The sequence below is a fragment of the Malikia granosa genome, from assembly GCF_002980595.1.
In the GTDB taxonomy this organism is placed as follows: domain Bacteria; phylum Pseudomonadota; class Gammaproteobacteria; order Burkholderiales; family Burkholderiaceae_C; genus Malikia; species Malikia granosa.
In genome coordinates, this window is record NZ_PVLQ01000008.1 from 236,762 (window position 1) to 256,939 (window position 20,178).

Consider the following 20,178-nt stretch of genomic DNA (forward strand, 5'->3'; position numbering starts at 1 on the left):
CGCTTCAGGCTGGCAGGGCGGCTTCCGGCGCCAGCACCGGGCCGGCTGCGGCGCCGGTCGGGGCAGGGGGCCTCATCGGGCCCGCAGCTCCTGCGAGCTTGAATGCGCTGACGGCATCCAGCAGGTCCCCGGCCTGGGACTCCAGGCTGGTGGTGGCCGCCGTCATCTCCTCGACCAGCGCGGCATTCTGCTGCGTGGCCTGGTCCATCTGCGTGATCGCGCTGTTGACCTGATCGACACCCTGGCTCTGCTGCTGGCTGGCCGCGCTGATCTCGCGCATCAGGTCGCTGACGCGCTGGATCGCGCCGACCAGTTCCGTCATGGTCGTGCCGGCGTGGTTCACCAGGGCGCTGCCGGCCTCGACGCGCGCCACGCTGGCGCCGATCAGCTGCCTGATTTCGCGCGCGGCCTCGGCGCAGCGGCCCGCCAGGCTGCGCACCTCCGCCGCCACGACGGCAAAGCCACGCCCCAGCTCGCCGGCCCGGGCCGCTTCCACCGAGGCATTGAGCGCCAGGATATTGGTCTGGAAGGCAATCCCGTCGATGACGCCAATGATGTCGGCGATCTGGCGCGAGCTCTCGTTGATCTCGCTCATGGTGCGGACCACATCGCCCACCACCTTGCCGCCATGCTGGGCCACCCCGGATGCCTCGTTCGCCAGCTGGCTGGCCGCGCTCGCGTGGGCCGCGTTGTGCCGCACGGCGGCGGTGAGCTGCTCCATCGAGGCAGCGGTCTGTTGTATCGCGCTGGCCTGCTGTTCGGTCCGGGCCGACAGGTCGTGGTTGCCCTGCGCAATCTGCGCGCTGGCCGTGGCCACGCTTTCCGAGCCCTGGCGCATGATCGACACCAGCCTGGCCAGGCTCTGCTGCATTTGCTGCAGCTGGGCCATCAGGCTGTCCGGGTCGGCCGCCTGCAGGTCGATGCTGATGCTGAGATCGCCCCGGGCCACGTTCTGGGCCAGATCGACGGCATGGTGGGGCTCGGCGCCGAGTTGGTGCGTGATGCTGCGCGTCACCAGCGTGCCCAGTCCGAGCGAGAGCAGCACGCAGCTGCCGATGGCGAAGCCGATCCACAGGCGGGTATCGGCATGGACGGCTTCCGCCTGCTCGTACACCGCCCTGGCCGTGTCGAGCTGCAGCTGCACCAGCGCGCCGAGCACGCCTTGCAGGGGGTCCAGCGCCGGGTACATCTCGCGCGCCGCGAACTGCCTGATCGCCTCCAGGTCGCCGGCTCGAAGCAGGGCTTCGAGTGCGGCGACAGCCGCATCGGCGACGCTCCGGCGCTGCTCGAACTGCTGCACCAGCCGGTGTTCCTCCGGGATCATGTCGCTGCGCAGGTAGCCGGCCCAGTGCTGCCGGATCTGCTCGCGCGCCTGCTGGATGATGCGCGCGCCTTCGGCCGCAGTGAGGGCTCCGTCGCGCACCTTGTGGGCGGTATCGACCACATCGACCGCATACAGGTCGGCGACCTGCTTGAGCCGCTGCAAGGGCACTACCCGCTCCTGGTAGACCGAAGTCAGCCCCTGCTTGGTCCGTCCCATGCCTGACAGGCCCAGCATGCCGACGGCCGCCATCAGCAGGGACAGCAAGGCCAGCAGCAGGGCGAGCCGTAGCGATATTTTCAGATTGCTGAGACTCATGGAATTTTCTGGCAGTAAAAGATAACGAATCTGATTAATGCAAGAATCATTCCATGAATTGGAAGTGAAGCTGAGCAGGGACTGCCGGCCCGGCAGCCCCTGGCAAGGAAAAAGGCCGGCAGCCCCTGTTGGGAGGCTTCCGGCCTTTCTTGTCCGTTGCGGCGCTTGGCCGCAGCGGAGCGGTGATTACAGCAGGCTCTTGAGCAGCTTGCCGAGTTCCGACGGGTTGCGCGTGACGGTGAAGCCGCATTCTTCCATGATGGCGAGCTTGGCGTCAGCGGTGTCGGCACCGCCCGAGATCAGCGCGCCGGCGTGGCCCATGCGCTTGCCGGGAGGCGCGGTCACGCCAGCGATGAAGCCGACGATCGGCTTCTTCATGTTGGCCTTGCACCACTGGGCGGCTTCGGCTTCGTCCGGGCCACCGATTTCGCCGATCATGATCACCGCGTCGGTGTCCGGATCGTCGTTGAAGGCCTTCATCACGTCGATGTGCTTGAGACCGTTGATCGGGTCGCCACCGATGCCGACGGCCGAGGACTGGCCCAGGCCGACTTCGGTCAGCATGGCGACGGCTTCATAGGTCAGGGTGCCGGAGCGCGAGACGACGCCGATGCGGCCCTTGCGGTGGATGTGACCGGGCATGATGCCGATCTTGATCTCGTCCGGGGTGATCAGGCCGGGGCAGTTGGGGCCCAGCAGCAGGGTGCGCTTGCCACCGGCGGCTTCCTTGGCCTTCATGCGGTTGCGCACTTCGAGCATGTCCTTGACCGGGATGCCTTCGGTGATGCAGATCGCCAGGTCCAGGTCGGCTTCGACGGCTTCCCAGATCGCGGCGGCAGCGCCTGCCGGCGGCACGTAGATCACGGACACGGTCGCGCCGGTCTCGGCGGCGGCTTCCTTGACGGTGCCGTAGATCGGCACGTCGAGGATCTTCTCGCCGGCCTTCTTCGGGTTCACGCCGGCGACGAAGCAGTTCTTGCCGTTCGCGTACTCGATGCACTTCTCGGTGTGGAACTGACCGGTCTTGCCAGTGATGCCCTGGGTGATGACCCGGGTGTCTTTATTGATATAGATAGACATGGTGCTTGTCCTGATCTGTTGGGGACAGAGCTGAAGATCTGTCCCCAAGGTCATTCGGAAGGGACAGAGCTTGCCCGCTTTGCGGGCTGCGGTCTGTCCCGCAAAATTACTTGGATACGGCTGCGACGATCTTGGTCGCGGCTTCGGCCATGGTGTCGGCAGCGATGATCGGCAGACCGGACTCGGCCAGCATCTTCTTGCCCAGCTCTTCGTTGGTGCCCTTCATGCGCACGACCAGCGGCACGTTCAGGTTCACGGCCTTGCAGGCGGTGATGACGCCGGTGGCGATGGTGTCGCACTTCATGATGCCGCCGAAGATGTTGACCAGGATGCCCTCGACCTTGGGGTTCTTGAGCATGATCTTGAAGGCTTCGGTGACCTTCTCGGGGGTCGCGCCGCCGCCGACGTCGAGGAAGTTGGCCGGCTCGCCGCCGAACAGCTTGATGGTGTCCATGGTGGCCATGGCCAGGCCGGCGCCGTTGACCAGGCAGCCGATGTTGCCGTCCAGGCTGATGTAGGCCAGGTCGAACTTGGAAGCCTCGACTTCAGCCGGATCTTCCTCGTCGAGGTCGCGGAAGGCGACGATCTCGGGGTGGCGGAACAGGGCGTTGGCATCGAAGTTGAACTTGGCGTCCAGTGCGATCAGGTTGCCCTTGGAGTCGCAGTTCAGCGGGTTGATCTCAACCAGCGACGCATCGGTGTCCATGTAGCACTTGTACAGCTTGGCGAACAGGTCGACCGCCTGGTCCACCGAGCCGCCGGTCAGGCCGATGGCGGCAGCGATCTTCTTCGACTGCTCGGCGGTGATGCCGGTCAGCGGATCGATGTACTCGGTGATGATCTTCTCGGGGGAGGAGTGAGCCACTTCCTCGATGTCCATGCCGCCTTCGCTCGACGCGATGAAAGCCACCTTCTGCGTGGCGCGGTCGGTCACCAGGGAGACGTACAGTTCGTTCTTGATGTCGGCGCCGTCTTCGATGTAGAGGCGACGCACCTTCTGGCCTTCCGGACCGGTCTGGTGGGTCTTGAGCTGCATGCCCAGGATCTCGCCAGCCAGACGCTGGACGTCCTCGATCGACTTGGCGACCTTGACGCCGCCGCCCTTGCCACGGCCACCGGCGTGGATCTGTGCCTTGACGACCCAGACCGGGCCGCCCAGCTTCTGTGCCGCTTCAACAGCTTCCTGCACGGTGAATGCCGGGATGCCGCGCGGGACCGGCACGCCGAACTGGCGCAGGATTTCCTTGCCTTGGTACTCGTGAATTTTCATAAGTTGCTCTCAATGGAGTCGGTCTGTTAACACGTCCAGAGTGTCGGCATCTTGCCTTACGCCAGTCCAACACCGGCGGCTAAATACCTGCGATCGAGACGCAAGAAACCACGAATGTATCATGATGTAATCATAGAAAGCCGGTACAGCGCTCATGGCCGATCAGTCGCTCGGCCGGTACCAGCCCTTGACATGTTCATACGGAGAATACAGATGCACCAGGTTTTCATCGACGGCGAGGCCGGCACCACGGGCTTGCAGATCCGCGAGCGGCTGGCCCAGATGCCGCAGGTCGGCTTGCTCAGCATCGCACCCGAGCGGCGCAAGGACCCGGCCGCCAAGCGCGAGTTGATGGCGCAGGCCGACCTGGTGATCCTGTGCCTGCACGACGACGCCGCGCGCGAGTCGGTCGCGATGATCGACGCGATCAAGGCCGAGGGCGCCAAGGCGCCGCGCATCATCGATGCCTCGACCGCGCACCGCGTCGCACCCGGCTGGGTCTACGGCTTTCCCGAGCTCTGCGCCGGCCAGGCCGAGGCCGTGCGCAGTGCCGACCGCGTCGCCAACCCGGGTTGCTACGCGACCGGCGCGATCGCGCTGCTGCGTCCGCTGATCGATGCCGGCCTGCTGTCGCCCGAGCACCCGGTCTGTCTGCCGAGCGTGAGCGGCTACACCGGCGGCGGCCGCCCGATGATCGAGGCCTACGAGGCCGGCACGGCGGCACCGTTCGAGCTCTATGCGCTCGGCCTGGGCCACAAGCATATCCCCGAGATCATGGCCTGCACCGGCCTGACCCGGCGCCCGATCTTCGTGCCGGCGGTGGCCAACTTCGCCCAGGGCATGCTGGTCCAGCTGCCGCTGCACCTCGACCAGCTGCCGGGTCGCCCCAGGCTTGCCGACCTGCAGGCCGCGCTCGAGAAGCACTACGAGGGCAGCCACTGGGTCAACGTGCTGCCGGCGACCGAGGACGGCAAGCTCGACGCGGTCGCGCTGGCCGGCACCAATCACCTGGAGTTGCGCGTGTTCGGCAGCGATGCCCATGGCCACGCGGTGCTGGTGGCGCGGCTGGACAACCTGGGCAAGGGCGCCAGCGGTGCGGCGGTGCAGAACCTGCAGCTGATGCTCGGGCTCTGAAGCCAGGCCCCCGGCACCGGCGATGCCATTGCTGGCGCCAGGGCTTGCGGCCCGGCTTAAGCCAGGGCTAAGGGTAAACCCTTAATATCAGCACCATGAGTGAGACCGAACATCCTGCCCCGTCGCGGGCATTGATCCGCAGCCTGGACCTCGGGCAACTGCCGCTGATCGAGCAGCATCTGCTGTCCTTGCCCGATCACGACCGCTACCTGCGCTTCGGCTATCCGGCCATCGACGAGCAGATCCAGCGCTACGTCGCCAAGCTGGACTTCGGCCGCGACGAGCTGTTCGGCATCTTCGACGCCGAGCTGCAGCTGGTCGCGCTGGCGCACCTGGCCTATCTGGACGCGCCGGGCCAGCAGCATCTGGCCGAGTTCGGCGTCAGCGTCAGCCCCGAGCTGCGCGGGCGCGGCTACGGCCAGCAGCTGTTCGAGCGCTGCGTGGTCCATGCGCGCAACCAGGGCGTGTCGCGCCTGATCGTCCATGCGCTGAGCGAGAACGCCGCGATGCTCAGGATCGCGCGCAAGGCTGGCGCCGAGGTGGTGCGCGAGGGCTCCGAGAGCGAGGCCTGCCTCGAGCTGCCGCCGGCCGATTTCGGCTCCCAGGTCGGCGAGCTGCTGGCCGAGGGCCTGGCGCGCACCGACTACCGCCTCAAGGCGGGCGTCAAGCAGGTGCGCGGCGTGATCGACCTGATGCACGAGATCCGCGAAGGCGTGCGCGACGCGCGCGACCAGACCAAGCCCTGATCCTGTCGCCCTGCTGTCAAGGGCTTGGGGTATCCTAGATGCTTCGCAACTACCCCGACCTACAGTGGCTGATCCCCATCCCAGTCCGGCGCCGCAGCGTGGCGTGCGGCATGAAGACAAGCGCGGCTTCCTGCAGAAGCTGGCCGAATTCATCCATCCCGGACCAGACTCGAAGGACGAGCTGATCGAGACCCTGGCCGAGGCCGAGGACAACGACATCATCGACGCCGAGTCGCGCGTGATGCTGGAAGGGGTGATCCGGATTGCCGACATGACGGCCGGCGACGTGATGGTGGCGGCGCCGCGCATGGATGCGCTCGACATCCAGTCGCCTTACGAGGAGCTGCTGCGCCAGGTGATCGAGACCGCGCATTCGCGCTTCCCGGTCTACGAGGGCGAGCGCGAGAACATCATCGGCATCCTGCTGACCAAGGACCTGCTCAAGCTGCAGCGCGCGCCCGAGCTCAATCTGCGCGCGCTGCTGCGCCCGGTCACCTTCGTGCCCGAGAGCAAGGGCCTGAACGACCTGCTGCGCGATTTCCGCGCCAACCGCAACCACCTCGCGATCGTGATCGACGAGTTCGGCCGCGTCGCCGGACTGGTCACGATCGAGGACGTGCTCGAGCAGATCGTCGGCGAGATCGAGGACGAGTTCGATGTCGAGGAGGACGAGGGCGACATCTTCGCGCTGGCCGACGGCACCTGGCGCGTCAGCGGCGACACCCCGGTCGAGCGGGTGGTCGAGTCGTTCGGCATCACGCTCGACGACGAGGGCTTCGACACCATCGGCGGCCTGGTCTCGCATGCGATGGGCCGGGTGCCGCGCCGCGGTGAGCGCCACGCGCTCGAGGGGCTGGATTTCATGGTCCAGCACAGCAAGGGCGGGGCGGTCAAGTGGTTCAAGGTGACGCGGCTGCCGCACCAGCCTTGAGCAGTTCGTCCTTGTCGCCGTCTGTCCGCCCATGCGCCTGAATCACGGCCTGCGGTCCCTGCCGCTCGGCTTGGCCCTGGGCCTGGCCGGCCTGCTGCAGGCAGCGGCGCTGGCCTGGCCCTGGCCCTGGCCGTTGGGCTGGACGGCCGGCGAGCCGGTGGCCGGGCTGCAGGTCCTGTCGCTGGCCTGGTTGGTGCTGCTCTTGCCCGGCGCGCCCTCGGCGCGCTCGGCCTTCCTGCGCGGCTGGCTCTGGGCCACCGCCTGGCTGGCCGGCACCTTCTGGTGGCTGTTCGTCTCGATGCACACCTATGGCGGCCTGCCGGCCCCGCTGGCGCTGCTGGGCGTGCTGGCGCTGGCGGCAGCCCTGGGGCTGTATTACGCCGGCGCGGCCGCGCTGTTCTGGCGCTGGCGCGACGCCCGCCTGGGCTGGCGCCTGACGGCCTTCGTCGCGCTCTGGACCCTGGCCGAGCTCGCGCGCGGCCTGCTGCTGACCGGTTTTCCCTGGGGTGCGGGCGGCTATGCCCAGGTCGATGCGCTGGCGCCGCTGGCGCCCTGGATCGGGGTCTATGGCATGGGCGCGGTCGCGGCCGTGCTGGCCTTGCTGGCGGCGCAGGCGCTGGCCCTGCTGGCGCGGCGCGCCGCACCGGCTGCCGGCCTGGTCGCCAGCGCGGAGGCTGCGGCAGGCCCGGCTTCCAGCGCTGCCCGCGCAGCAGCCGTGGCAGGATTGCTCGGGCTGGTCCTGCTGGGCTGGCCGGGCGCCGCCCGGCACTGGGCTGGCTGGGTGCCGGTCTGGACCCAGCCAGCCGGCAAGCTGTCGGCGCTGCTGCTGCAAGGCAATATTCCGCAGGACGAGAAGTTCCAGCCCGGCAGCGGCATGCCGCTGGCGCTGGGCTGGTACCGGCAGCAGTCGCTCGCGGCGCTCGAGCAGGGGCAGGCCAGCCTGGTGGTCGCGCCCGAGACCGCCATTCCCCTGCTGCCGCAGCAGCTGCCCGCGAGCTGGTGGCAGCCCTTGCTGCAGGGCGTGCAGCAGGGCCGCTCCGCGCTGATGCTGGGCCTGCCCATGGGCAGCCCGGAGCAGGGCTATACCAACTCGGCGCTGTCCTGGCGCCCGGGTCGGGACGAGCCGCTGCGCTACGACAAGCAGCACCTGGTGCCGTTTGGCGAGTTCATCCCGACCGGCTTCCGCTGGTTCACCGAGCTGATGAGCATCCCGCTCGGCGACTTCAAGCGCGGCGCGCCGGTGCAGCCGACGCTGGACTGGGCCGGCCAGCGCATCGCGCCCAATATCTGCTACGAGGACCTGTTCGGCGAGGAGCTCGCACGCGGCTTCGTCGCGCCCGCGCCGGCGCCGACCGTGCTGGTGAACCTGAGCAATATCGCCTGGTTCGGCGACACGGTGGCGATAGACCAGCACCGCCAGATCTCGCGCCTGCGCGCGCTCGAGCTGCAGCGCCCGATGCTGCGCGCGACCAACACCGGCGCGACGCTGGCGATCGACCACCTGGGCCGCGTCACCCATGAGCTGCCGCGCCTGACGCGCGCCGTGCTGGCGGTCGAGGTCGAGGGCCGCACGGGCCTGACCCCCTATGCCTACTGGGCCGGCCGCTTCGGCTTGTGGCCGCTGGTGCTGCTCGCTGTCGGTGCGCTGGCGCTGGCCTGGCGCCGCAGCGGCCGGTCGCGACCGTAGAATCAGGCTTTCGCCGCCTGCGCCCGGCAGGCGCGACCCGAATGTATGGCGGATCACCGCCCCTAGGCAACGACATGCTGACCTTTCAACAAATCATCCTGAAACTGCAGGCCTACTGGGACGCCCAGGGCTGCGCGCTGCTGCAACCCTACGACATGGAAGTGGGTGCCGGCACCAGCCATACCGCGACCTTCCTGCGCGCGATCGGTCCCGAGCCCTGGAAGGCGGCCTATGTCCAGCCCAGCCGCCGGCCCAAGGACGGCCGCTACGGCGAGAACCCGAACCGGCTGCAGCACTACTACCAGTACCAGGTGGTGCTCAAGCCGGCACCGGCCAACATCCTCGAGCTGTATCTGGGCAGCCTGGAGGCGCTGGGCTTCGACCTGAAGAAGAACGACATCCGCTTCGTCGAGGACGACTGGGAGAACCCGACCCTGGGCGCCTGGGGCCTGGGCTGGGAGGTCTGGCTCAACGGCATGGAGGTGACGCAGTTCACCTATTTCCAGCAGGTCGGCGGCATCGACTGCAAGCCCGCCACCGGCGAGATCACCTACGGCCTCGAGCGCCTGGCCATGTACCTGCAGGGCGTCGACAACGTCTACAACCTGCAGTGGACCGACACGCTCAAGTACGGCGACGTCTACCACCAGAACGAGGTCGAGCAGTCGACCTACAACTTCGAGCATTCCGATGCCGACTTCCTGTTCACCGCCTTCAACGCGCACGAGAAGCAGGCCAAGTACCTGATGGAGCAGCAGCTCGCGCTGCCGGCCTACGAGCAGGTGCTGAAGGCCGCGCACAGCTTCAACCTGCTTGATGCGCGCGGCGCGATCAGCGTGACCGAGCGCGCGGCCTATATCGGCCGCATCCGCAACCTGGCGCGCAGCGTGGCGCAGAGCTACTACGAGAGCCGCGAGCGCCTGGGCTTCCCGATGGCGCCGCGCGAGTGGGTGGCGCAGATGGAACAGAAAACCGCCTGATGTGTTTGCGGGGCAGCCCAGGCCTGGCCGTGCTGCTCCCTACCGGACAAGACTATGACGACCAAAAACCTGCTGGTGGAGCTCTTCGTCGAGGAACTGCCGCCCAAAGCGCTGAAGAAACTCGGTGATGCCTTCGCTGGCCAGCTGTTCGAGCAGCTCAAGGCCCAGGGCCTGGCTGGCGCCGACTCCGTCGTGACGCCCTTTGCCTCGCCGCGCCGCCTCGCGGCCCATGTCAGCCATGTCTGGCTCAAGGCCGAGGACAAGGCGGTCCAGCTCAAGCTGATGCCGGCCTCGGTCGGCCTGACGGCAGATGGCCAGGCCACGCCGGCGCTGCTCAAGAAGCTGGCTGCGCTCGGCGCCGATGTCTCCGACCCGGCGGCTGCTGTCGCGGCGCTCAAGCGCCAGGGCGAGGGCAAGGCCGAGGCGCTCTACTACGACAGCCTGGTGACCGGCGCGACGCTCGACGTCGGCCTGCAGAAGGCGCTCGACGAGGCGATCCGCCTGCTGCCGATCCCCAAGGTCATGAGCTACCAGCTCGAGACCGACTGTGAGCTGCCGGGCTGGACCAGCGTCAACTTCGTGCGTCCGGCCCATGGCCTGGTCGCGCTGCATGGTTCCACCGTGGTGCCGGTCAAGGCGCTCGGCCTGTCGGCTGGCAACAGCACCCAGGGCCACCGCTTCGAGGCGGCCAAGTCGCCGGTGGTGATCGCTGATGCCGACGCCTATGCCGAGACCCTGTTGCGCGACGGCGCGGTATTCGCGAGCTTTGGCGACCGGCGCTTTGCCATCGTGCAGCAACTGGCGCAGGCCGCCGAGCGCCTGGGCCCGGGCTACGAGGTGCTGATGGACGAGGCGCTGCTCGACGAGGTCACCGGCCTGGTCGAGCGACCGAACGTGCTGACCTGCAGCTTCGAGGAGGAATTCCTCGAGGTGCCGCAGGAATGCCTGATCCTGACCATGAAGGCGAACCAGAAGTATTTCCCGCTGGTCGACACCCATGGCAAGCTGACCAACCAGTTCCTGGTGGTGAGCAACATCAGCCCGGAGGACGCCAGTGCCGTGATCGGCGGCAACGAGCGGGTGGTGCGCCCGCGCCTGGCCGATGCCAAGTTCTTCTTCGACCAGGACCGCAAGAAGACGCTCGAGTCGCGCGTCGAGGGCCTGGCCAAGGTGGTGTATCACAACAAGCTCGGCAGCCAGGGCGAGCGCAGCGAGCGCGTGCGCGCCATCGCCCACGCCATCGTCAACCAGCTGCGGCTGGGCACCGTGCCGTTCACGCTCGACGACAAGGACCATTTCGATGTCCTCGACAGCAAGGCGCAGCAGGCCGCGCGCCTGGCCAAGACCGACCTGCTGACCGACATGGTCGGCGAGTTCCCCGAGCTGCAGGGCATCATGGGCGGCTACTACGCGCGCCACGAGGGCCTGCGCGACGGCGTCGCGATCGCGATCGAGGACCACTACAAGCCGCGCTTCGCGGGCGATGCGCTGCCGCGCAACCACACCGGCACCGTGCTGGCGCTGGCCGACAAGCTCGAGACCCTGATCGGCCTGTTCGGCATCGGCCAGCTGCCGACCGGCGACAAGGACCCGTTCGCGCTGCGCCGCCATGCGCTCGGCGTGATCCGCATCCTGGCCGAGAAGCAGCTGCCGCTGAATCTGCCCGAGCTGCTCGAGGCCGCCGCGGTGCCGTTCGGCGAGCTGATCAGCGACCCGAGCGCGGCGCTGCTCGACTTCATGCTGGACCGCCTGGCGGTCAACCTGCGCGAGCAGGGCTACAGCGCGCAGGAAGTCGATGCGGTGCTGGCGCTCAAGCCGGCCCGCCTGGGCGAGGTCGCGCGCCGCCTGGCCGCGGTGCGCGCCTTCGCGGCGCTGCCCGAGGCGCCCGCGCTCGCTGCTGCCAACAAGCGCGTCGGCAACATCCTCAAGAAGGCCGAGGGCGAGGTCAAGGCCGAGGTCAGGCCTGAGCTGCTGCAGGAGGCCGCCGAAGCCGCGCTGGCCGCCGCTCTTGCGCAGGTGGCGCCGGTCGCTGACCAGGCCTTCGAGCAGGGCGACTACACCGCCAGCCTGCAGGCGCTGGCCGCGCTCAAGGGCCCGGTCGATACCTTCTTCGACCAGGTGATGGTCAATGCCGATGATCCGGCGCTCAAGGCCAACCGCCTGGGCCTGCTGGCCCAGCTGCACCTGGCGATGAACCGGGTCGCCGACCTGTCGCGCCTGGCCGCCTGATGCGCACGCCGGCCTCGACCAAGCTGCTCGTGATCGACCGCGACGGCGTGCTGAGCCAGGACCCGGAGGCCTATGTCCGCGGGCCCGAGGACTGGCAGCCGATTCCGGGCGCGCTGGAAGCGGTGGCGCGCCTGAACCAGGCCGGCTGGCGGGTCGTGGTCGCGACCAACCAGTCCGGCCTCGGGCGCGGCCTGTTCGACATCACGAGCTTCAATGCCTTCAATGCGCGCATGATCAAGTCGCTGGCCGAGGCGGGCGCGCGCATCGATGCGGTCTTCTTCTGCCCCCATGCGCCCGAGGACGGCTGCGACTGCCGCAAGCCCGCTCCCGGACTGTTCTTCGAGATCGGCAAGCGCCTGGGCGTGCCGCTGGCCCAGGTGCTGGCCGCCGGCGACTCGGTGCGCGATGCCCAGGCGGCGGCTGCCGCCGGCTGCACGCCCCATCTGATCCTGAGTGGCCAGTCGAGCGCCTACCGCGCGGGTGGCCTGCCCGAGGGGCTGCCGTCCGGCACCCGCGCCCATGCCGACCTGCAGGCCTTCGCCGACTGGGTGCTGGCCCAAGAAACACCGATCTGAGCCCCATGATTTCCGCCATCCGTTCCCTGCTGCACCTGCTGTTCATGGCCGTCACGGTGATCCCGTGGAGCCTGGCCGTGGTGCTGGCCCGTCCCTTCGCGAGCAAGACCACCATCTACTGGATGTGCCAGCGCTGGCTCAAGCTGTCGGTCGACAGCGCGCGCTGGATCATCGGCATCCGCTACCAGGTGTTCGGCCGCGAGAACCTGCCCAAGGGCAGTTCGGACCCGGCGGTGCTGCTGGTCAAGCACCAGTCGACCTGGGAGACCTTCGCGATGCCGGCCATCATGCCGCACCCGCTGGCCTATGTGTTCAAGAAGGAGCTGCTGCGCGTGCCCTTCTTCGGCTGGGCCATCGGCAGCATGGACATGATCCACATCGACCGCGCCGATGGCGCGCGCGCCTTCGCCAAGATGGTGCAGCAGGGCAAGCGCCTGCTCGACCAGGGCACCTGGGTCATCATGTTCCCGGAAGGCACCCGGGTCGAGCGCGGCCAGACCGGGACCTACAAGAGCGGCGGCACCCGGCTCGCGATCAAGACCGGCGCGCCGGTGATCCCGGTCGCGGTGACCTCGGCCAAGTGCTGGCCGCGCAAGGCGCTGTTCAAGCAGCCGGGCCAGGTCGAGATCTCGATCGGGCCGCAGATTCCCAGCGTCGGCCGCCAGCACGACGAGCTGATGGCCGAGGTCCAGGCCTGGATCGAGGCCGAGATGCGTCGCCTCGACCCCGAGGCCTACCCGCCTGCGGCGTCATGAGCCCCCGGCACCCGCGTGCCAACCGCGAGTGCCGGATCGGCGACCAGCTGGTCGCCTACGAATTCCAGCGTGCCGCGCGCCGCACCATAGGCCTGAGCGTCGGGCCGCAGGGCCTGAGCGTGCGCGCACCGCACTGGACCCCGCTGGCCGAGATCGATGCCCTGCTGCGGCGCAAGTCCGACTGGGTGCTGGCCAAGCTGCGCCAGCTCGAGCAGGCCAGCCGGCTGGCGCCCGCGCCGACCGAATGGCGCCCGGGGACCCTGCTGCCCTGCCTGGGGCAGCAGCTGCTGCTGGAGCTCGATCCCGCGCCCGGATCGCGCCCCGAGGGTCTGGCTGCGGCCTTGGCCGAGGGGCGGCTGCGGCTCAGGCTGGCGTCCGATGCCGCACCCGAGCGGGTGCGCACCCAGGCCCAGGCCTGGCTGATGGGCGTGGCGCAGCAGGTCTTCCTCGAGCGGCTGGAGCATTTCGCGCCGCAGCTGGGCGTGCGCTACCGCAGCCTCAAGCTGTCGAACGCTACCACCCGCTGGGGCAGCGCGAGCCTGAACGGCAGCCTGCGGCTCAACTGGCGCCTGGTGCACCTGGAGCTGGAGCTGATCGACTATGTGGTGGTGCACGAGCTGAGCCACCTGCGCGAGATGAACCATGGCCCGGCATTCTGGCGCGTGGTTGCCAGCGTCATGCCCGACTACGAGTCGCGGCGCCAGCGGCTCAGGCGGGTGCGGCTGGCGGCCTGAAACCACGCTGATGCCTGCCTCCCGCCGTCGGATCACGCGGCTTGGGTAATATCGGGGCATGAGCGTTACCCTGCACCACCTGATCGACAACAACCGCGCCTGGGCTGCCCAGATGGAGCGCGAGCGGCCCGGCTTCTTCGAGAAGCTGTCGCACCAGCAAAGCCCCAAGTACCTCTGGATCGGTTGTTCCGACAGCCGGGTGCCGGCCAACCAGATCACCGGTCTCGATCCGGGCGAGGTGTTCGTGCACCGCAACGTCGCCAACGTGGTGGTGCATTCGGACCTCAATGCGCTGTCGGTGATCCAGTACGCGGTCGACGTGCTCAAGGTCGAGCACATCATCGTGGTCGGCCATTACGGCTGCGGCGGCGTGCTGGCCACGCTGCGCGGCGCGCGCGTGGGCCTGGTCGACAACTGGCTGCGCCATGTGCACGATGTCAAGCTGCGCCATCGCCGCCGGCTCGACCACCTGCCGGTCGAGGTCCAGGAGGATGTGCTGTGCGAGATGAACGTGATCGAGCAGGTCGGTCATGTCGCGCTGACCAACGTGATGCAGGACGCCTGGAGCCGGGGCCAGAAGGTCTCGGTCCATGGCTGGTGCTACGGGGTCAAGGACGGCCTGGTCAAGGATCTCAACGTGAGCATGAGCCAGCCGGGCGAGGTGGTCGACGTGTTCCGCAACGCGATCAGGCGCTACCCGCGCGGCAGCTGAGCCCTGGGCCGGCTACCGGACCGGGCCTGCTGCCATGGCAGATATGACGATGGAGATGGCTGGAATTTCGGTGGCCAGCCCCGGTTGAATTGATGTTGCCTGCACCGGATGGCGCGCTGGGCGGCTCATTTTTCATCAAGCTGCGAAATAATAGCTAAATGAGCCTCAATCCCATGTTTCCGAAAGGACTGCGCATCCTGGTGGTCGATGACAACGCGGACGACCGCCGCCTGTTGACCGAATGCCTGCGGGCCCAGGGCTATCGGCTGTACGTGGCCGAGGATGGCCATGACGGGGTCGAGAAGGCGCGCCTGCTGCAGCCCGACCTGATCATGCTCGATGTCTCGATGCCGGTCTGCGACGGCGTCGCGGCCTGTCGCCTGCTCAAGACCGAGCCGCGCACCGCGGCCATTCCGGTCATCTTCCTGACCGCGGCGGCGCAGACCGAGGACCGGGTGCGTGGCCTGATGGTCGGTGCGGTCGACTACATCGCCAAGCCCTTCGACTTCGACGAGGTCAGGTTGCGCGTCAGCGTGCACCTGCAGGCCTGGCGCCACCTGGTCCAGGAGTCGGCCAGGCCCGCTGCCTCGCCGCCCTCGATGCGGCCGCCCGAGGGCGGCGAGCCGGCCTCGACCGTCGATTCGCTGGTGTTCCGCGCCGCCCAGCGCCTGCTGCATGACGACCTGGCGCAGCCGCCCGACCTGGCCAGCCTGGCCAAGGCGGTCGGCACCAACACGCGCCGCCTCAACGAGGCCTTCCGCCATTGCGCGGGCGCGACCGTGTTCGAGTACCTGCGCGAGGCCCGCATGGAACAGGCGCGCAAGCTGCTGCGCGAGACCAGCCTGGCGGTGCAGGTGATCGCCAACGACCTGGGCTATGACAACCCGGCCAACTTCGCGACTGCCTTCCGGACCCGCTTTGGCCTGTCGCCACGCGACTACCGCAAGGCGCCCGACGACGAACTGCCCGGCCAGAGCCCGACTGTCGTGACATGACCCAGGCTTGGCTGCGCCGCCTGCTGCTGGCGCTGCTCGCCAGCCTGTGGCTTGGCGGCCCGGCCCGGTCGCAGGGGCTGGACCTGTCCGAGCAGCCGCCACAGCTCGATCTGGCGCCGCATGTGCAGCTGCTGCTCGATCCCGAGGCCCGGTTGCGGCCCGAGGAGGCCCTGTCGCACGCTGGCTGGGAGCCGGCATCGTTCCGCCAACTGAACCGGGGCAGCACGGCCGCCGCGCTCTGGCTGCGGCTGGACCTGTTCAACGGTGGTACTGAGTCCCAGACGCGCTGGCTGGCGCTCGGCAATCCGCGCCTGGAGCAGGTCGAGCTGCACCGGCTCGATGCCGAGGATGGCCGGCTGCTCGAAACCCGCCGTGGCGGCATGGCCTATCCGCCCACGGTGCCGCTGGCGCGCGGGCTCGATGCCGTGTTCGCCCTGACGCTGCAGCCCGGCGAGCACAGCCGCCTGCTGCTGCGGGTGCAAAGCCGCACCGTCATCCTGATGCAGCCCCAGCTCTGGGAGCCGATGGCCTACCTCGACCGGGAACTGGTCGACGACCTGCGCTATCTGCTGCCGATCGGCGTGACGCTCGGCCTGGTGCTGTATCTGCTGGCCAATACGCTGGCGCGCGGCAACCGGCTGCTGTTCCTGCTCGCGCTCTGGCTCGGGCTCGGAGCGATCTATGACTTTGCCTACTATGGCTATCTGCGCCGCTACCTGATGCCGCAAGGCAGCGAGCTGGCCGCCCGCCTGCCGCATCTGCTTGGCCTGCTGTCCAACCTGCTGCTGGTGTCCTGCATGCAGGTCTATCTCGAGATGGGGCGGCGGCGCTTCTGGCGCTGGTTCTTCCCGATTTGCACGCTGCTGCTGCTGGTCTTCTCGCTGTCGACGCTGTTCGGCGAGCTGCGCAGCTCGATCGCGATCTCGGCGCTGTTCCTGGTCCTGTTCTACCTGGTCTGGCCGCTGGCGCTGATCCAGCCCTGGCGCGAGGGCGTGCCCTATGTCCGGGCCTTCACGCTGCTGCTGGGCTGCGTCTGGATCTTCACGGTGATGCGCATCGTGGCCTCGTTCGGCTACTTCCACGCCCTGAGCCTGGTGGTGCTTTATTCGGCGATCGCCTTCAAGGTGCTGATGTCCTTTCTGCTGCTGTTCCTGGTCGCGCGCCATTCGGTGTCGGAGTCGCGCCGCTTCGAGGCCATGCAGGGCGAATGGCTGGTGGCCCAGCAGGTCGAGCAGGAGCGGCTGTCCGAGGCAGTGCGTTCGCGCAGCGCGGCCTTGCGCCAGGCGGCGGTGGCCGCCGACGAGGCGGCGCGCGCCAAGGGCGAGCTGCTGGCCCGGGTCGGCCATGACCTGCGCGCGCCCCTGACTGCGATCATGGGCTATGCCGGACGCCTTGAGGAGCTCGAAGGCGCGGTCCGCCTGCGCGCGTTGGCGATCCGGCGCAGCGCGCAGGAGATGCTGGTGATGATCAATGGCCTGCTCGAATATGCCCGCATCGGCATGCAGCCCGATGCCCTGCTGCTGCAGCCGCTCTATCTGGGCGACTTGCTGCGCAGCATTGCCGCCCAGGCCCGCGAGCTGGCCGCCCGCCAGGGCAACCGCTTCGAGTTCCGGCTCGAGTGCGATCTGCCCGATGTCGTGCTGCTCGACGCCAAGCGCCTGCGCCAGGTGCTGATGCAGCTGCTGCAGAACGCGATCGGTTTCACGCGCCAGGGCCGGATCGAGCTGCTGGTGGCCTACCGGGCCGCCGAGCCGGCCGACCCCGAGGCCTGGCCGCAGCTGATCATCACGGTCCGCGACGATGGGCCGGGTATCCCTGCCGAGCAGTTGCCGACCCTGTTCCAGCCCTTCCAGCGCCTGGGCAGCGGCCAGGACCCCCAGGAAGTGGGCCTGGGCCTGGCGATTGCCCACCAGTGGGTGGTCCGCATGGGTGGCAGCCTGAAGGCCAGCAGCAGCCCGGGCCGGGGCACGACGATGCGGATCGGCCTGCCGGTCGAGCTGTCGGACGAAACCGCGATCGCGGTCCGCCACCTGGTGCGCCAGGACAGCCGGCTGCCCGAACTCCAGGCCGAGGGAAGGCGGCTCTGGCTGGTCGACGACAGCCCGGCCGTGCGCGAGCTGTTGCTGGCCGACCTCACGGGCCAGGGCTTCAGCGTGACCACGCTGGCCGATGGCCGCGAGGCGCTCGAGCGCCTGGGTGCCGCGCAGGCGCAGCCGCCCGACCTGCTGCTGACCGATTTCAGGATGCCGGGCAGCGACGGCCTGGCCGTGCTGCGGCTGGCGCGCGCGCGCTGGCCCGAGCTGCCCGTGCTGCTGCTGACCTCGGTTCCCGAGGCGCTGGCGGGGCAGGATCATGGCTTCTCGGCGGTGCTGGCCAAGCCGGTCAGCCTGGCCGAGCTGCGGCTGACCCTGGCCCGCCTGCTCGGCCTGGCGGTCGAGGGCTATTCATGAGTCGGCTCATGCGTGGCTTGCTGGCCTGGCTGATCGCCGGCCTGCTCGGACTTGGCGCCGGCCCGCTGCGTGCGGCCGAGGTCGTCGACTTCGGCACCCTGGACTCCCAGTTCGAGTTGAGCGAGCGCGTCGAGTGGCTGCAGGACCAGTCGGCCAGCCTCGATCCGCTGCAGGCCATGGCGGCGCCCGACTGGCGGGCGGCGACGCGCGACGACCTCAACCTGGGCGTGAGCGAGTCGGCGGTCTGGCTGCGCTTGCGGGTCGAGAACCGCTCGCTGCACGAGCGGACCCGCTGGTTCGCGCTCGGCTCGCCCCGCCTCGAATGGGTCGATTTCTACCGCTTCGCGCCCGGCGCTCCAGCCTGGGACGAGACGGCCGTCGGCGGGCTGGGCCGGGCGCTGGAGCGCCGGCCGATGTCGGGCCTGGTCTCGATCTTCCCGGTCACCTTGGCCGCAGGCGAATCCGCCACCTTGCTGCTGCGCGTGGCCGGCCGCACCCGCTTGCTGATGAAGCCCGAGCTGTGGGAGCCGATGAGCTACCGCTCGCGCGAGTCCGACCTGATCGTGCGCCAGCTGGCACCGATCAGCGCCGTGCTGGGCGTCGTCCTCTACATGCTGGTCCATGGCCTGGCCAGGCGCAGCCGCGACATGCTGCTGCTGGCGGGCTGGCTCTGCCTGATGGCGCTCTACGAGCTGTCCTTCGATGGCTACCTGTACCGCTTCTTCTTTTCCAGCGGGGGCGAGCTGGCGGTGCGCGCGACGCTGGTGCTGTCCAACCTCTGCGTCATCCTGTGCGCGGTCTTCACGCTGTCCTTCCTGCGCCTGTACCAGCAGCGCGGCTGGCGCCTGGCCTATCTGCTCTACATAGCGGCCAATCTGGTGAACCTGATGCGGACGGCATTTGGCGACCTGTTTGCCGCCAACCTCGTGACCGTGCCCCTGCTGCTGCTGTTCTTCCTGGTCTGGCCGATCTCCATCCTGGCGGCCTGGCGCCACCGCGTGGCCAATGCGGGCCTGTATTTTGTTGCCACCCTGAGCCTCTGGGCCGCCATCATCCTGCGGCTGTTCGAGCAGGAAGGCTGGCTGTCGTCCGACTTCATCCTGTCCGACACCCTGACCCTCAGCCCTTCGCTGGGGTTGGCCCTGGTGATGGTGTTCGGCCTGCTGCGCCGCGACTATGGCGAGCAGAAGGCCTACCGTGCCGCCCAGGCGGCCTTGCTTAAGTCCCGCCAGGACGAGCAGCAGCGGCTCGAGGTCCTGGTGCGCGAGCGCACCCAGAGCCTGCAGGATGCCACCATCGCCGCCGAGGAAGCCCACCATGCGCGCGGCGAACTGCTGGCCCGCGTCAACCACGACCTGCTGCGGCCCGTCAGCGAGATCGTCGAGCTGGCGGCGCCGCTCGAGCAGGCCGGCGGCCAGCCGGCCGAATACGGCGCCGTCATCCATCGCAGCGCCACCCACCTGCTGGGCCTGATCGACGACCTGATCGTCGAGGCCAGCCAGGACGGCTCGGTCGCAGAGATCCGTAGCCAGCCGGTCGAGACCCAGTCCCTGCTGGCGGGCCTGGCCTTCGAGGCCGAAGGCCTGGTGCTGGCGGGGGGCAACGAATTCGTCTTCCACCCCGCGCCCGACCTGCCGCCCCGCATCGGGGTCGACAGTCGGCGCCTGCGCCAGGTCCTGATCAACCTGCTCGACAACGCGGCCAAGTTCACGCGCGCCGGCCGGGTCGAGTTCCGGGTCGATGCCGATTCGATGTCGAGCACGCCGCGGCTGATCTTCACCGTGCGCGACAGCGGGCCGGGAATGAGCGCGAGCCAGTTGGCCGTGGTGTTCGAGCCCTACCGCCGCGCGGCCGAGACGGCCGGCTTTCCGGGCCTGGGTCTGGGCCTGGCGATCGCGCGCCACTGGACCGAGCGCATGGGCGGCGAAATCATTGCCAACAGCGCGCCGGGGCAGGGCACGACGATGCGGGTCCTGCTGCCGGTGGAGCTGCCCGAGCCCTGCCAGGTGCCGCCGTCCGCCGCACCGCAGGGGGTTGCCGTGCCTTCGCGGGAGGACGAGCTGGCCGTTCCGGCGGCCGAGCTGCTGGCCGAAGCGAGCGCGCTGCTGCGCCTGGGCGCAGTGTCGGACCTGGAGGACTGGGCCGCCGACCTGCTGACCCGCCAGCCGCAGCATGCCGCCTTTGCGCGTCGCGTCGCCGAACTGGCCGGACATGCCGACCTGCGCGCGCTGGCGCGCTTGCTGCAGCGTCCCGCGCCCTGA

At 68.8% G+C, this 20,178-nt stretch carries 16 protein-coding genes; 13 read left to right on the forward strand and 3 right to left on the reverse strand.

The genetic code is table 11. The features are described from left to right. Positions 1–4 precede the first annotated feature (4 nt). From C6P64_RS18685 to sucC, 3 genes are all read right to left on the reverse strand, one after another. Complete coding sequence (locus tag C6P64_RS18685; RefSeq protein WP_105746958.1) at positions 5–1,639, reverse strand: methyl-accepting chemotaxis protein; 1,635 nt, start codon at positions 1,637–1,639, stop codon at positions 5–7. 186 nt (positions 1,640–1,825) lie between these two features. After that, positions 1,826–2,719: a succinate--CoA ligase subunit alpha gene (sucD, locus tag C6P64_RS02270; RefSeq protein WP_105746959.1), complete on the reverse strand. Its 894-nt coding sequence runs from the start codon at positions 2,717–2,719 to the stop codon at positions 1,826–1,828. 106 nt (positions 2,720–2,825) lie between these two features. Continuing rightward, positions 2,826–3,989 (reverse strand): ADP-forming succinate--CoA ligase subunit beta, encoded by a 1,164-nt coding sequence (sucC, locus tag C6P64_RS02275; RefSeq protein ID WP_105746960.1) that lies wholly within the window; start codon positions 3,987–3,989, stop codon positions 2,826–2,828. 213 nt (positions 3,990–4,202) lie between these two features. Between sucC and argC the strand changes: the two genes are divergently transcribed. The 13 genes from argC (at position 4,203) to C6P64_RS02340 (ending at position 20,178) form a co-directional block, all read left to right on the forward strand. Further along, positions 4,203–5,123, forward strand: coding sequence for an N-acetyl-gamma-glutamyl-phosphate reductase (gene argC, locus C6P64_RS02280; RefSeq protein WP_105746961.1), 921 nt, complete (start codon positions 4,203–4,205; stop codon positions 5,121–5,123). 95 nt (positions 5,124–5,218) lie between these two features. Next, positions 5,219–5,869: a GNAT family N-acetyltransferase gene (locus C6P64_RS02285; protein WP_105746962.1), complete on the forward strand. Its 651-nt coding sequence runs from the start codon at positions 5,219–5,221 to the stop codon at positions 5,867–5,869. A 64-nt stretch (positions 5,870–5,933) separates the two neighbouring features. Continuing rightward, entirely contained in the window at positions 5,934–6,800 is an 867-nt protein-coding gene (locus tag C6P64_RS02290; RefSeq protein ID WP_105746963.1) for a CorC family transporter, read from the forward strand. Positions 6,801–6,831: 31 nt separating this feature from the next. Next, positions 6,832–8,487, forward strand: coding sequence for an apolipoprotein N-acyltransferase (gene lnt, locus C6P64_RS02295; RefSeq protein WP_105746964.1), 1,656 nt, complete (start codon positions 6,832–6,834; stop codon positions 8,485–8,487). A 74-nt stretch (positions 8,488–8,561) separates the two neighbouring features. Beyond that, complete coding sequence (gene glyQ, locus C6P64_RS02300) at positions 8,562–9,467, forward strand: glycine--tRNA ligase subunit alpha (protein ID WP_105746965.1); 906 nt, start codon at positions 8,562–8,564, stop codon at positions 9,465–9,467. 54 nt (positions 9,468–9,521) lie between these two features. Next, positions 9,522–11,696, forward strand: coding sequence for a glycine--tRNA ligase subunit beta (gene glyS / locus C6P64_RS02305; RefSeq protein ID WP_105746966.1), 2,175 nt, complete (start codon positions 9,522–9,524; stop codon positions 11,694–11,696). Beyond that, entirely contained in the window at positions 11,696–12,271 is a 576-nt protein-coding gene (gene gmhB / locus C6P64_RS02310; RefSeq protein WP_105746967.1) for a D-glycero-beta-D-manno-heptose 1,7-bisphosphate 7-phosphatase, read from the forward strand. Before glyS ends, gmhB begins: the two co-directional genes overlap by 1 nt. 8 nt (positions 12,272–12,279) lie before the next feature. Further along, positions 12,280–13,026 carry a lysophospholipid acyltransferase family protein gene (locus C6P64_RS02315; RefSeq protein WP_105746997.1) on the forward strand — a complete coding sequence of 249 codons (747 nt, stop codon included), beginning with the start codon at positions 12,280–12,282 and terminating at the stop codon, positions 13,024–13,026. Beyond that, complete coding sequence (locus C6P64_RS02320) at positions 13,023–13,760, forward strand: M48 family metallopeptidase (RefSeq protein WP_105746968.1); 738 nt, start codon at positions 13,023–13,025, stop codon at positions 13,758–13,760. The genes C6P64_RS02315 and C6P64_RS02320 overlap by 4 nt, the downstream gene beginning before the upstream one ends. Before the next feature lie 58 nt (positions 13,761–13,818). Continuing rightward, positions 13,819–14,472, forward strand: a complete 654-nt coding sequence (gene can, locus C6P64_RS02325) for a carbonate dehydratase (RefSeq protein ID WP_105746969.1) — start codon at positions 13,819–13,821, stop codon at positions 14,470–14,472. A gap of 158 nt (positions 14,473–14,630) precedes the next feature. After that, entirely contained in the window at positions 14,631–15,467 is an 837-nt protein-coding gene (locus C6P64_RS02330) for a response regulator transcription factor (RefSeq protein WP_105746970.1), read from the forward strand. Further along, positions 15,464–17,917: a hybrid sensor histidine kinase/response regulator gene (locus C6P64_RS02335; protein ID WP_105746971.1), complete on the forward strand. Its 2,454-nt coding sequence runs from the start codon at positions 15,464–15,466 to the stop codon at positions 17,915–17,917. The genes C6P64_RS02330 and C6P64_RS02335 overlap by 4 nt, the downstream gene beginning before the upstream one ends. Next, positions 17,914–20,178 carry a sensor histidine kinase gene (locus C6P64_RS02340; protein WP_105746972.1) on the forward strand — a complete coding sequence of 755 codons (2,265 nt, stop codon included), beginning with the start codon at positions 17,914–17,916 and terminating at the stop codon, positions 20,176–20,178. Before C6P64_RS02335 ends, C6P64_RS02340 begins: the two co-directional genes overlap by 4 nt.

What these genes read in the sequence shown, in the direction of transcription:
- glyQ (WP_105746965.1), top strand. Translation starts at nt 8,562, where the DNA reads ATGCTGACCTTTCAACAAATCATCCTGAAACTGCAGGCCTACTGGGAC.
- sucC (WP_105746960.1), bottom strand. Translation starts at nt 3,989, where the DNA reads ATGAAAATTCACGAGTACCAAGGCAAGGAAATCCTGCGCCAGTTCGGC.
- sucD (WP_105746959.1), bottom strand. Translation starts at nt 2,719, where the DNA reads ATGTCTATCTATATCAATAAAGACACCCGGGTCATCACCCAGGGCATC.
- C6P64_RS02285 (WP_105746962.1), top strand. Translation starts at nt 5,219, where the DNA reads ATGAGTGAGACCGAACATCCTGCCCCGTCGCGGGCATTGATCCGCAGC.
- glyS (WP_105746966.1), top strand. Translation starts at nt 9,522, where the DNA reads ATGACGACCAAAAACCTGCTGGTGGAGCTCTTCGTCGAGGAACTGCCG.
- can (WP_105746969.1), top strand. Translation starts at nt 13,819, where the DNA reads ATGAGCGTTACCCTGCACCACCTGATCGACAACAACCGCGCCTGGGCT.
- gmhB (WP_105746967.1), top strand. Translation starts at nt 11,696, where the DNA reads ATGCGCACGCCGGCCTCGACCAAGCTGCTCGTGATCGACCGCGACGGC.
- C6P64_RS02335 (WP_105746971.1), top strand. Translation starts at nt 15,464, where the DNA reads ATGACCCAGGCTTGGCTGCGCCGCCTGCTGCTGGCGCTGCTCGCCAGC.
- C6P64_RS18685 (WP_105746958.1), bottom strand. Translation starts at nt 1,639, where the DNA reads ATGAGTCTCAGCAATCTGAAAATATCGCTACGGCTCGCCCTGCTGCTG.
- argC (WP_105746961.1), top strand. Translation starts at nt 4,203, where the DNA reads ATGCACCAGGTTTTCATCGACGGCGAGGCCGGCACCACGGGCTTGCAG.
- C6P64_RS02330 (WP_105746970.1), top strand. Translation starts at nt 14,631, where the DNA reads ATGAGCCTCAATCCCATGTTTCCGAAAGGACTGCGCATCCTGGTGGTC.
- C6P64_RS02340 (WP_105746972.1), top strand. Translation starts at nt 17,914, where the DNA reads ATGAGTCGGCTCATGCGTGGCTTGCTGGCCTGGCTGATCGCCGGCCTG.
- lnt (WP_105746964.1), top strand. Translation starts at nt 6,832, where the DNA reads ATGCGCCTGAATCACGGCCTGCGGTCCCTGCCGCTCGGCTTGGCCCTG.
- C6P64_RS02320 (WP_105746968.1), top strand. Translation starts at nt 13,023, where the DNA reads ATGAGCCCCCGGCACCCGCGTGCCAACCGCGAGTGCCGGATCGGCGAC.